This is a genomic window from Streptomyces sp. NPDC002386 (assembly GCF_053593175.1).
In genome coordinates this window covers 1-11,968 of the sequence record NZ_JBSFBX010000002.1, presented here as the reverse complement: position 1 = coordinate 11,968, position 11,968 = coordinate 1, and the positions used below count along the sequence as shown (strand labels likewise).

The 11,968-nt window shown below is 73.4% G+C and carries 10 protein-coding genes; 3 read left to right on the top strand and 7 right to left on the bottom strand.

Going from position 1 to position 11,968, the window contains the following annotated elements:
• The first annotated feature begins 97 nt into the window (after window positions 1–97).
• Window positions 98–1,672, top strand: a complete 1,575-nt coding sequence (locus ACWCPN_RS04150) for an MDR family MFS transporter (RefSeq protein ID WP_451202303.1) — start codon at window positions 98–100, stop codon at window positions 1,670–1,672.
• A gap of 113 nt (window positions 1,673–1,785) precedes the next feature.
• On the opposite strand, the gene cseC is transcribed toward ACWCPN_RS04150, so the two are convergent.
• From cseC to ACWCPN_RS04125, 5 genes are all read right to left on the bottom strand, one after another.
• Window positions 1,786–3,138, bottom strand: coding sequence for a two-component system sensor histidine kinase CseC (gene cseC, locus ACWCPN_RS04145; protein ID WP_365121111.1), 1,353 nt, complete (start codon window positions 3,136–3,138; stop codon window positions 1,786–1,788).
• 12 nt (window positions 3,139–3,150) lie between these two features.
• Window positions 3,151–3,855: a two-component system response regulator CseB gene (gene cseB, locus ACWCPN_RS04140; protein WP_451202302.1), complete on the bottom strand. Its 705-nt coding sequence runs from the start codon at window positions 3,853–3,855 to the stop codon at window positions 3,151–3,153.
• A gap of 35 nt (window positions 3,856–3,890) precedes the next feature.
• Window positions 3,891–4,496, bottom strand: a complete 606-nt coding sequence (locus tag ACWCPN_RS04135) for a hypothetical protein (protein WP_451202300.1) — start codon at window positions 4,494–4,496, stop codon at window positions 3,891–3,893.
• Window positions 4,497–4,531: 35 nt separating this feature from the next.
• Window positions 4,532–5,071: a SigE family RNA polymerase sigma factor gene (locus ACWCPN_RS04130; RefSeq protein WP_199211452.1), complete on the bottom strand. Its 540-nt coding sequence runs from the start codon at window positions 5,069–5,071 to the stop codon at window positions 4,532–4,534.
• A gap of 274 nt (window positions 5,072–5,345) precedes the next feature.
• Window positions 5,346–6,221 (bottom strand): A/G-specific adenine glycosylase, encoded by an 876-nt coding sequence (locus tag ACWCPN_RS04125; RefSeq protein WP_451202298.1) that lies wholly within the window; start codon window positions 6,219–6,221, stop codon window positions 5,346–5,348.
• Between the two features lie 191 nt (window positions 6,222–6,412).
• On the opposite strand from ACWCPN_RS04125, the gene ACWCPN_RS04120 reads away from it, so the two are divergent.
• The gene (locus tag ACWCPN_RS04120) at window positions 6,413–7,243 is read left to right on the top strand and encodes a hypothetical protein (protein ID WP_451202296.1); all 831 of its coding nucleotides are present in this window, start codon (window positions 6,413–6,415) and stop codon (window positions 7,241–7,243) included.
• 99 nt (window positions 7,244–7,342) lie between these two features.
• Here the strand turns inward: ACWCPN_RS04120 and disA are convergent, their stop codons facing one another.
• Window positions 7,343–8,467 (bottom strand): DNA integrity scanning diadenylate cyclase DisA, encoded by a 1,125-nt coding sequence (disA, locus tag ACWCPN_RS04115; protein ID WP_143629513.1) that lies wholly within the window; start codon window positions 8,465–8,467, stop codon window positions 7,343–7,345.
• 81 nt (window positions 8,468–8,548) lie between these two features.
• Complete coding sequence (radA, locus tag ACWCPN_RS04110; RefSeq protein ID WP_451202294.1) at window positions 8,549–9,958, bottom strand: DNA repair protein RadA; 1,410 nt, start codon at window positions 9,956–9,958, stop codon at window positions 8,549–8,551.
• 198 nt (window positions 9,959–10,156) lie between these two features.
• Between radA and ACWCPN_RS04105 the strand changes: the two genes are divergently transcribed.
• Complete coding sequence (locus tag ACWCPN_RS04105; protein ID WP_451202293.1) at window positions 10,157–11,839, top strand: BACON domain-containing protein; 1,683 nt, start codon at window positions 10,157–10,159, stop codon at window positions 11,837–11,839.
• Window positions 11,840–11,968: the final 129 nt, after the last annotated feature.

The following is an 11,968-nucleotide window of genomic DNA, read 5'->3' as shown; positions in this document are numbered from 1 at the left end:
AAACTTACTTGACGCCCGGCTAGTGACGGGTCTACCTTCCCCAGTGTAGTGAACTAGCCGGGCGGCAAGTAAGTGGCCGTCGGGGGGAGTGGGAGAGATGGCGGACACACAAGCGGTCGCGACGGACCGGAAGCAGCCCGGGCAACCGGAGAAATCGCAGGAGAAGCAGCCCAGGAGCGTGCGCGTGGTGCTGCTCGCGCTCATGATCGCGATGATGCTCGCGATGCTCGACAACATGATCGTGGGCACCGCGATGCCGACGATCGTCGGTGAGCTCGGCGGCCTGGAGCACCTGTCCTGGGTGGTGACCGGTTACACCCTGGCGACCGCGGCGGCGACCCCGATCTGGGGCAAGCTCGGTGACATGTTCGGCCGCAAGGCCACCTTCCTCAGCTCGATCGTGATCTTCCTGATCGGCTCCGCGCTCAGCGGCATGGCCCAGGACATGGGCCAGCTGATCGGCTTCCGTGCCGTGCAGGGCCTCGGCGCCGGCGGTCTGATGGTCGGCGTCATGGCGATCATCGGTGACCTGATTCCGCCGCGGGAGCGCGGCAAGTACCAGGGCATGATGGCCGGAGTCATGGCGCTGGCGATGATCGGCGGCCCGCTGGTCGGCGGCACCATCACCGACAACTGGGGCTGGCGCTGGTCCTTCTACATCAACCTGCCGCTGGGCGCCGTCGCGCTCGCGCTGGTCAGCGCCGTGCTGCACCTGCCCAGGAAGCGCTCCAAGGCGGGCATCGACTACCTCGGCGTCGTCCTGCTGACCGTCGGCATCACCTCCATCGTGCTCGTCACCACCTGGGGCGGCACCGAGTACGCCTGGACCTCCGCGCGGATCATGGAGCTGATCGGCATCGGCGTGGCCGCGCTGGTCGGGTTCGTGTTCTGGCAGACCAGGGCCGCCGAGCCGGTGCTGCCGCTGCACATCTTCCGCAGCGGCAACTTCACCCTGATGTCGGTCATCGGCTTCATCACCGGCTTCGTGATGTTCGGCGCCACCCTCTTCCTGCCGCTGTACCAGCAGGCGGTCCAGGGCGCCTCCGCGACCAACTCCGGTCTGCTGCTCCTGCCGATGCTCGGCTCGATGCTGGTGACCTCGATGGTGGCCGGCCGGGTCACCACCAACAGCGGCCGCTACAAGGTGTTCCCGATCGCCGGCGGCGTGCTGATGATCGTCGGGCTGTACCTGCTGTCGCTGATGGACACCGACACCACGCGGCTGACCTCCGGCGTCTACATGGCCGTGCTCGGCGCGGGCATGGGCTGCCTGATGCAGATCACCATGCTGGTGGCGCAGAACAGCGTGGAGATGAAGGACATGGGTGTGGCGTCCTCGTCCACCACCCTGTTCCGCACCCTCGGCTCCTCCTTCGGAGTGGCCGTCATGGGCGCGCTGTTCAACCACCGGGTGCAGGACGTCATGTCGGAGAAGGCCGGCGCCCTGGGCTCCAAGGTCACCCAGAGGTCGGCGCAGCTCGACGCGGCGAGCCTGGCGAAGCTCCCGGCGCAGGCGCGGGAGGCCTACCAGCACGCGGTGTCCGCCGGCACGCACTCGGCGTTCCTGCTGGGCTCGGTGATCGCGGTGGTCGTGCTGATCGCGGCGCTGTTCGTGAAGGAGGTGCCGCTCAAGGGCGGTCCCCAGAAGCCCGAGGTGACCGAGGCCGTCTGAGCCCCTCCCGGTCCGAAGGCCCCCGGCGGTGTCCGCCCCGGGGGCCTTCGCCGTGCCGGGCCGACGGGCGCCGGCCGGCCGCGGCCGCCGCCCCGGCCGGTACGGAGAGCGCCCTAACGCCCGCCGGACAGCGGCAGCATGGGATGGCTGCCGGTGTTGGTGGGGGCGTGCTCCGGGAGCCACAGGACGGCCACCGCGCCCTCCGCGGGGACGTGTCCGGGGGCCCCGGCCGGGCGAATGTTGCGGAAGGTCAGCCGCGCGCCCAGCACCCGGGCCTGGCCGGCGGCGATGGTCAGGCCCAGGCCGTGGCCCTGGCCCGCGCGGTCCCTGCTGCCGGTGCGGAAGCGGCTCGGCCCCTCGGCGAGCAGGCCCTCGGGGAAGCCGGGACCGTGGTCGCGGACCCGGATGACCCGGCCCTCGACGGTCACCTCCACCGGCGGCCTGCCGTGCCGGGCGGCGTTGGCCAGCAGGTTGAACAGCACCCGCTCCAGACGGCGCGGGTCGGTCGTGACCTCCGACTCGTGCACCACCCGTACGGTGATGTCCGGGTCCTTGGCCGCGACCCGCCGGGCGACGAACTCGCCCAGCATGATGTCCTGCAGCTCGGCCCGCTCGGAGGCCCCGTCCAGCCGGGCCACCTCCAGCACGTCCTCGACCAGGGTGCGCATCGCCTTCGCCCGGTCCAGGACCAGCTCCGTGGGGCGCCCCGGCGGCAGCAGCTCGGCGGCCGTCAGCAGGCCCGTCACCGGGGTGCGCAGCTCGTGCGCGATGTCGGCGGTCACCCGCCGCTCGGCCTCCAGGCGCTGCCGCAGCGCGTCAGCCATGGCGTCCACCGCGCGCGCGAGGTCGTCGGTCTCGTCCCGTACGACCCCGCCGATGGCCTCCCGCACCCGTACGTCCGTCTCCCCCTTGGCGACCTGCCCCGCCGCGGCCGCCGCCTTGCGCAGCCGCCGCGAGAGCTGCCCGCCGATCAGCACGCCGAGCGCGCTGCCGCCGAGCACGACCGCGATGGAGCCGATGACCAGCGCCTGGTCGAGGTCCTTCATCACGTCCGTGGAGCGGTCCGGGAAGTTGCTGTGCAGGGACAGCACGTGCCCGTCCTTGACCGGCACGGCCGCCCAGATGTCCGGGCCGGTGCCGCGGTCGCTGACGTAGCTGGCGCGGCGGCCCTCGCTCACCTTGTCGCGCAGCGGGGGCGGCAGTTCCGGGTCGTCGATCTTGATGCTCGGGAAGTTCGGCCGTCCGCCCAGCTCGTAGTTGCGCTGCGCGATCTGGACCCGGGCGTTGGCCAGGTCACGGGCGTTGTCCAGCATGGAGACCCGGGCCGCGTTGTGCACGACGAGGCTGAGCGCGATCGCCACCAGACCGGCGACCAGCGCGATCGCCGCGCTGAGCTTCCATCTCAGCCCGGTCCGCAGCCCCGCCCGCTCCACGCGCCGCATCGGGCGCCGAATGATCCCCCGCATCTCCCGCTCCGCTCAGGCCCTCAACTTGTAGCCGAACCCGCGGACCGTCTCGATCCGGTCCTGGCCGATCTTCTGGCGCAGCCGCTGCACATGGACGTCGACGACCCGGGTGTCCCCGCCCCAGCCGTAGTCCCAGACCCGCTCCAGCAGCTTGTCGCGGGAGAGCACGGTGCCGGGCGCGCCGGAGAACTCCAGCAGCAGCCGCATCTCGGTCGGGGTGAGCGCCACCGGGCTTCCGGCCCGGCGCACCTCCATGCCCTCGGTGTCGATCTCCAGCTCGCCGAAGACCAGCGGGCCGCCGTTCAGGTCCGCCGCGGCCCCGGAGCCGGGCGCGGCCCCGCCGGCGTGCCCGAAGCGGCGCAGCACCGCGCGGATCCGGGCGACCAGCACGGCACCGTCGAACGGCTTGGTCACGTAGTCGTCGGCGCCCGCCTCCAGGCCGAGGACGACGTCGATGGAGTCGGCGCGTGCCGAGAGCATGATCACCGGAACCGTCGACTCGTCCCGGATGCGACGGCACAGGCTGACTCCGTCCAGGCCCGGGACCATGACGTCGAGCAGCGCGATGTCGGGCCGGTCCGCCCGGAACGACTCCAGCCCGGAGAGTCCGTCGGGCATGGCGGTCACCGCGAAGCCGTCCCGCTCCAGGGCGAGCTGGGTGGCCTCGCGGATGACGTCGTCGTCCTCGACGAACAGGACGTGGGTCTGGTCTGCCATCCCGGTGCTCTCAGTCCTCGTGTGCTTGTGGTCGGTCAGTTGTCCGGCGGGGGCGTCGCGCCCCCGCCGACGGACTTGCTGTAGTCGTTGTGGACGGGCTTCCCCTGGGCGAAGCGCCCCGACCGCCACCGGTAGGGGATGACGTCCTCACCGGACGGGCGCGAGATCGGGTCGCCCCTGCGGTACACCTGCTTGGTCACGGTCAGGACGCCCTCGACGATCTCCGCGTAGACCGGGGACTCCTCGGAGCGGAAGACGTTCTTGTACGCGCCGTTCTCGTCCCGGTACACGTACGACCCGACACCCACCGCGTCCGCGCAGGTCAGCACATTGACGACGACGTCGCTCACGGCGCCGCCGGTCAGGTCCCCGTAGGAGACGTCCACCGGGTAGTCGTCGCCGTTGCACGGCTTGAGGTCCCGCTTGACCGAGGCCGAGACCGCGGGGTCGTGCCGCAGCAGCGCCACCGCGTCCACCCGCCGGTAGGAGTCGGACGGACTGGGCGGCGGGGAGGCTACGGCGCCCGCCACCGCGGAGGCGTGCGCCGGTCCCTCGTCCCGCGCGCCGGTCCCCCCGGTGCCGCAGGCGGCGGCGAAAAGGCCGAGGGCGGTGACCGAGGCCGCCGCCGCGATCACCGCCATTGAACTGCCTGGGGCCCGTTCGGGCCCGGCCTCGGTCAGGCCGCGCAACGCTCCCGCTCCTCACGCTCCAGCGCGCGTGCGTCCAGATCGCGGGCCTCCAGCTCCTCGCGGAGCCGGGCGAGCGCCCGGTGCAGCGTGCTCTTGACCGTACCCGCGGACATGCCGAGGGCGGCGGCCGTCTCCTCCGTGGACATCTGCTCCCAGTGTCGCAGCACCACGACACTGCGCTGCTTCGGTGCGAGCACCTTCATGATGTCCATCAGCAGGGCCCGGTCCGCGTGCTGCTCGGTGGCGTCCTCCACGGAGGACTCCGGGAGCTGCTCGGTGGGGACCTCCTCCAGCTTGCGGGCCCGCCACCACTCGGTCCGGGTGTTGATCATCACCCGGCGCAGATAGGCGTCCGCGAGCCGCTTGTCGGCGATGCCGTCCCAGCGCCCGTAAGTCCGTACCAGGGCGGTCTGCAGCAGGTCCTGGGCGTCGACCGGGTCCGGGACCAGCCGGCGGGCGCTGCGCAGCAGCGCTTCCTGCCGGGTGCGGACGTACTCCTCGAACTCGAGCACCTCACCCTGCGCCATGATCGACCGCCTCCGTTCCCCGTGTACTCCGGCCCCGTGCCTGAAGTCCCGCCGTGCTGCCTGCCCGTTGGTCCGTCGGGCACGGGAAGAAAGCTACGGAGCGGTTGTCACGGGGCTGTGCGGAGCAGCCTGCGGCCGGCAATCGGCTGTCCGTCGGTTGTGTAACGGAAGTAGGTCCGGGGTAAGGAACGTGATGTTTATGTCCGGCTATTCAACGTTTCGTCCGCCGGATCGCGTCGTAACGAGCCCCGGTCGGCTGTGACTTGGCCGTGCGTCAGGTCAGCGGCAGCCGGTACAGACCGCCCGGCAGCGGCTCCACCAGACCGTCCGTGACGAGCCCGTCGAGCGCGCGGGCGCGCTGCACCGGCTCGTGCCAGACCCGGTCCAGCGCCGCCTGCGGCACCGGCGCGTGCGCCTCCCGCAGTACGGCGAGGAGCTTGCCGCGCACCTGACGGTCCGTACCCGCGTACGTCTGGCCGCGGCGCGGCGGGCCCTCGTGCTCCGGCTTGCCCGCGAGCCGCCACGCGCACTGCGCGGCGATCGGACAGCGCGGGCAGCCCTCGTTCTTCGCGGTGCACACCAGCGCGCCCAGCTCCATGGAGGCGGCGGCCCAGCGCGCGGCCGTCCCCTCCTCCTCCGGCAGCAGCTCCCGGGCCAGCCGCCGCTCCGCGGCCGTGGTGGCGTTCGGCGGGTACTGCACACCCGTCACCGCGCGCGCGAAGACCCGGCGCACGTTCGTGTCCAGCACCGCGTGGCGCTGCCCGTACGCGAAGGAGGCCACCGCGGCCGCCGTGTACTCGCCGATCCCGGGGAGCGCCAGCAGTTGCGCGTGATCCGTCGGCACGTCACCGCCGTGCCGTTCCGTTATGGCCGCGGCCGCGCCGTGCAGGCGCAGGGCCCGGCGCGGGTAGCCGAGCCGGCCCCAGGCGCGCACCGCCTCTCCGGGAGCCTCCTTGGCGAGATCGGCGGGGCGGGGCCAGCGTTCGATCCACTGCTCGTACACGGGGAGCACCCGGCTCACCGGGGTCTGCTGCAGCATGAACTCGCTGACCATCACGCCCCAGGGGCCCGCATCCGGGCGGCGCCAGGGGAGGTCGCGGGCGTGGGAGTCGAACCAGGCGATCACGGGGGCGTGAAGCTTCTCAGTCATGGCCTTCCGATCCTGCCACGCCTCGGCGTGCTGTGGCCCGTGACGGCGCGGTCGCGGAGCGTCGCGTCGCGTAGCGGTGAGTGAAGAAGCCTTTCATCCGCGGCAGTTGCCGGGATGATGATCCGGAAAAGTTGTCGTCCGGGCGGCGGGTGGCGCGAGCGGGAGCGGTGATCTCTCGTACAGTTTGCGCCGTGGGATCTCTGCGCAATCCGGTCGGGCCGCTTCCCTCCTCCATCTACTGGCGACGGAGGGTGCTAATGCTGTCCGTTCTCGCCCTGCTGGCGCTGCTGATCGCCTGGATCGTGACGTCGGGCGGCGGGGGCGGCAGGAACGGCGCCGGCGGGCCGAACGGCAAGAATCCCGCGTCCACCATCACGCCGGGTCCCTCCTCGTCCGGGCCGGCCTACAGCCAACACCCGGGCGGACGTGACGAGTCGGGCGGCGGGGACGCCGGCGGGAGCGGTTCCGGCTCCGGCGGCTCCGGCTCGGACGACAAGGGCGGCTCCGGTTCCGCGGGGTCGGACGGCGGCTCCGGCGCGGAGGGCGGTTCGGGCGGCGGCTCCGCGGCGGGCGGCGGCGGGGTCGGGACCGGCGACGCGCTGCCCGCGTCCTCCTCGCTGCCCGAGTGCGCACCCGGCGCGGTCACGCTGACCCTGCGCAGCGTGCACAACTCCTACTCGCCGGACCAGACGCCGGAGTTCGAACTCGTCGCGAAGAACACCTCGTCCGGCGACTGCAAGGTCGATCTCGGGCCGAAGAAGGCGGTGCTGACCGTCACGCCGGCGGAGGGCGACGACGCGTACTGGTCGTCGGCCGACTGCCCGAAGGGCGCGGCGAGCCTGCTGTTCCGGGTGGGCGCGGGCCAGAGCATCACGTACACCGTGAAGTGGGACCGCAAGCCCAGTGCGCCGGAGTGCGCCACGCCTCCGGCGGGGGCGGCGAAGGCGGGAACCTATCTGCTGGAGGCCAAGGCGCCGGGGTTCGCCAAGGCGCGGGCCTCGTTCGTGCTGTCGGCCGACTGACGCCCGGCGTCCGCCGGCAAGGGCAGGCGGGACGCGCCCGGGCCGGCACCGGCACGGGGCGCACGGCGGCGGTGCCGCGCTCCGCTCAGACGTACCGGCTCAGACGTAGCGCTCGAGGATCGACGACTCGGCCAGCCGGGACAGGCCCTCGCGGACGCTTCGCGCCCGGGCCTCGCCGACGCCGTCCACCGTCTGGAGGTCGTCCACGCTCGCGGCGAGCAGCTTCTGGAGCCCGCCGAAGTGCTCCACCAGGCGGTCGATGATCGCCCCCGGCAGCCTCGGCACCTTCGCCAGCAGCCGGAAACCGCGCGGGGACACCGCGGAGTCGAGGGTCTCGGGGGAGCCCGTGTAACCCAGCGCCCTCGCCACCGTGCCCATTTCGAGGAGTTCCGCGTGGGTCAGGGCGTTCAGCTCCGCGAGCGCCTCGTCCACCGTGCGGGACCGCTTCGCCGTGGGCTCGGGGACGTAGTCCCGGACGACCAGTTCGCGGTCGGGCTCCACACCGGCGATCAACTCCTCCAGCTGGAGCGCGAGAAGACGGCCGTCGGTGCCGAGTTCCACCACGTACTCGGCGATCTCGGTGGCGATGCGCCGGACCATCTCCAGACGCTGGGCGACCGCCGACACGTCCCGGACCGTCACCAGGTCCTCGATCTCCAGCGCCGACAGCGTGCCCGCGACCTCGTCCAGGCGGAGCTTGTACCGCTCCAGGGTGGCCAGGGCCTGGTTGGCGCGGGAGAGGATCGCGGCGGAGTCCTCCAGGACGCGGCGCTGGCCGTCGACGTAGAGGGCGATCAGCCGCATGGACTGGGAGACGGAGACCACCGGGAAGCCGACCTGCTTCGAGACCCGGTCCGCCGTGCGGTGCCGGGTGCCGGTCTCCTCCGTCGGGATCGTCGGATCCGGGACGAGCTGCACGCCGGCCCGCAGGATCTTCGACAGGTCGGAGGAGAGCACGATGCCGCCGTCCAGCTTGCACAGCTCCCGCAGCCGCGTCGCGGCGAACTCCACGTCCAGGACGAAGCCGCCGGTGCACATCGCCTCGACGGTCTTGTCGGAGCCCAGGACGATGAGTCCGCCGGTGTTGCCGCGCAGGACCCGCTCCAGGCCGTCACGCAGGGGCGTGCCGGGAGCCACGGCGCTCAGCGAGGCGCGCATCAGGCGATCGGAGCCGGCGCTCCCACCGGACTTTCCGGGAGCTGCTGCCCGGTCGTTGGCTGCCACTGCACTCCTCCGGTCGCAGGTTCTGGGGCGCCGCCGTCGTGCGCACTCGGTTCGTACGGACGGGCGAGACCTGGGCAAAGTCTACCGGCGGTCCTCCGCCTCCCGTGGGGCCTCTCGGCGACGGGAGCGCGGCAGCACCCGGAGCGCGTCCCCCATGTCGGCGACTTCCAGGACCTTCATCCCGGCCGGGACCTTGCCCGGATCACCCGGTACGAGCGCGTGCGTGAAGCCCAGCCGGTGCGCCTCGGCCAGCCTGCGCTGCACGCCCGTGACCCGTCTGACCTCGCCCGCGAGGCCCACCTCGCCGATGGCGACGAGGTTCTTGGGCAGGGGGGTGTCGCTGGCGGCCGAGGCGAGCGCGAGGGCGATCGCCAGGTCGGCGGCGGGCTCCGAGAGCTTCACTCCGCCCACCGTCGCGGAGTAGATGTCCCGCTTGCCGAGCGCGCTGATCCGCCCGCGCTGCTCCAGCACCGCGAGCATCATCGACACCCGGGAGGTCTCCAGGCCCGAGGTGGTCCGGCGCGGAGAGGGGATCTGGGAGTCCACGGTCAGCGCCTGCACCTCCGCCACCAGCGGGCGGCGGCCCTCCAGGGTGACCGTCAGGCAGGTGCCGGGGACCGGCTCGGCACGGCGGGTCAGGAACAGTCCGCTCGGGTCGGCGAGTCCGGTGATGCCCTCGTCGTGCAGTTCGAAGCAGCCGACCTCGTCCGTGGCGCCGTAGCGGTTCTTCACCCCCCGCACCAGGCGCAGGCGGGCGTGCCGGTCGCCCTCGAAGTGCAGCACGACGTCCACCAGGTGCTCCAGCAGCCGGGGACCCGCGATCGCGCCGTCCTTGGTGACGTGGCCCACCAGCAGGGTGGACATGCCACGCTCCTTGGAGGCGCGGATCAGGGCGCCGGCCACCTCCCGCACCTGGGCCATGCCACCGGGCGCGCCGTCGATCTCGGGTGAGGCGACCGTCTGTACCGAGTCCAGGATCAGCAGCGACGGCTTCACCGCGTCCAAGTGGCCGAGCACGGCCGAGAGATCGGTCTCGGCGGCCAGGTACAGGTGGTCGTCCAGGGCGCCGATGCGGTCGGCGCGCAGCCGCACCTGGCTCGCCGACTCCTCACCCGTCACGTAGAGGGTGCGGTGCTCGTCACTGGCCGACTTGGCGGCCACGTCCAGCAGCAGGGTGGACTTGCCGACGCCGGGCTCGCCCGCGAGGAGCACCACCGCGCCGGGCACCAGACCGCCGCCGAGCACCCGGTCCAGCTCCGGCACGCCGGTCGTGCGGGCGGTGGCCTGCCGGCCGTCGACCTGGCCGATGGGCAGCGCGGAGCTGGTGACCCGGCCCGGGGCCGTCGTACGGACCGCGGGCGCGCCGTACTCCTCGACCGTGCCCCAGGCCTGGCACTCCGGGCAGCGGCCGAGCCATTTGGCGGTCTGCCAGCCGCACTCGGTGCAGCGGTAGGACGGTCGGTCCTTGGTGGTCTTGGTACGGGCAGCCATGCGGAAACCGTAGCCCGCGGCACTGACAGCGCCTGCGCGGACCGTCCGGGAGCGGCCCGTCACCCGGTCACGGCCTGTCGGGTCCGGGCCGTGGAACGAAAGGTTCCTGTCCCCTTATGAGGGATCGTTTCACCCGTACGAATTAAAAGAGCTCAAGGTGCCGGAAGGAGCACTGCGCCGCCGCCTACGGTCGCACGGGTGACGAGCAGCAGTCCGGAGACGACGACCCGCACCACCGGCGCACATCGGACGCACCGGGAGGCGCGCGACCGAGCCGCCGCGCGCACCCTCGCGCAGCGGCCGCCGGCGCGCTACGAGCCGTACCTGGACGGTCTGTTCACCTACTGCCTGTCGGTGCTGTGCGACCACGACGCGGCCACCGCCGCCCTCGGGGACGTCCTGGCGCTGGCCGAGCGGCGCGGACAGCGCGTCCCGGAGGCCGTCGACCAGCGGGCCTGGCTGTACGCGCTGGCCCGCTGGGCGTGCCTGCGCGGGCTCGCCGAGGCCCGGCAGAAACGTCAGGCCACCCACGCGTCGGGCCGCCCGGCCGCCGCGAAGCGACAGGCCGATCCGCCCGTGGCCCCGGAGGTCCTGGAGCAGCGGCGCGGTGAACTCGCCCTGCTCGCCTGGCCGGAGGCGGCCGGCACCTCCCCCGAGCAGCGCGAGGCCCTGGAGCTCGCCGTCCGCCACCACCTCGCGGCGCCCGAGGTCGCCGCCGTCCTCGGCATGGCGCCCGCCGCCGCGCGTGAGCTGCTGGCCTCCGCGGCCTGCGAGGTCGAGCGCACCCGCGCCGCGCTCGCCGTGGTCGAGACCGGCGGCTGCCCGAGCGTGGCCCATCTCACCGGGGACAGCCGGCTGGTCCTCAGCACGACCCTGCGCCGCGAGCTGGTCCGGCACGTCGACGACTGCCCCCGCTGCCGCCGCACCGCCGAGCGCGCCGTCCCCGGCCGCTGGCCCGGTGCCGCGGTCACCCCGGCCGAACTGCCGGTTCTGCAGGCGCCCCGCGCGGCCCTGCACGTCGCCCTGGCACACCACCCGCGCGCGCGTGGCGCGGCCGTGCCGCGCTTCGACCGGCGCGGATTCCCGATGGACCCCAAGGACCGCGCGGCCCGCCGCGACCGCCTCCGGGCGCGTGCCGTCACCACGACCGTCGTCGCCACCGTGGTCGCCGCCCCCGTGCTCGCCCTGTGGGCCGCCTACCGTGGCGGTCCGGTGGGCGGCGAGGACGGCCGCCCGGGGGGTCCCGCGCGCGAGGCGCAGGGGCCCGACGCGTTCGGCGGCGACACCGGCGGCGGCTACGAGAACGCGGGGAACGCCCGGGTGAAGCCGCCCGGCGCCCCGGCCGAGAAGGGCACGGCGGACGTCTCCGTGAAGGTCGTCAGCGTCGGCGGGGGCGCCGGGAAGGGCGCGGGCGAGCTCGCGGTCGGCGCGCGCACCCACGGCGACGTCACGCTGATCACGCTCACCGCGTCCGGCTCGGGACCTGTCCGCTGGTCCGCGGCCACCTCGGCGTCCTGGCTCTACTTCAGCCGGTCCGCGGGAACGCTCCGGCCCGGCGAGACCTTCACGATCAAGGTGTACGTCGACCGGCTGCGCGAGCCGTCCGGCCGCTGGCACGCCCAGGTGGCGGTCGCACCGGCCGGCGCCGTGGTCACGATCGACGGCTACGGCACCGCGCCCAGCGGCCCCTCGGCCCCGCCGTCGAAGCCCGCCCCCGACCCGAGCCCGTCGGCCCCGGCCCACACCGACCCGCCGTCCAGTCCGCCGCCGTCGCCCTCGTCCCCGCCGTCATCCGGCCCGTCCGACCCGACGCCTTCCGACCCGCCGAGCTCGTCCCCGCCGCCCGCCGGCGACGACGGCCCGAGCCCGTCGGACGGCTAGGTCGTGTCCGCAAAGTCACGCCTGCGTCGCGGCGCCCGGCACGCACTCTCGCCGCACCGGCCGGAAGCCCGAGTACACCCGGTACGAGGGCATCCGGCCGGCACGCCGAGAGCACGCACCGGACGCCGC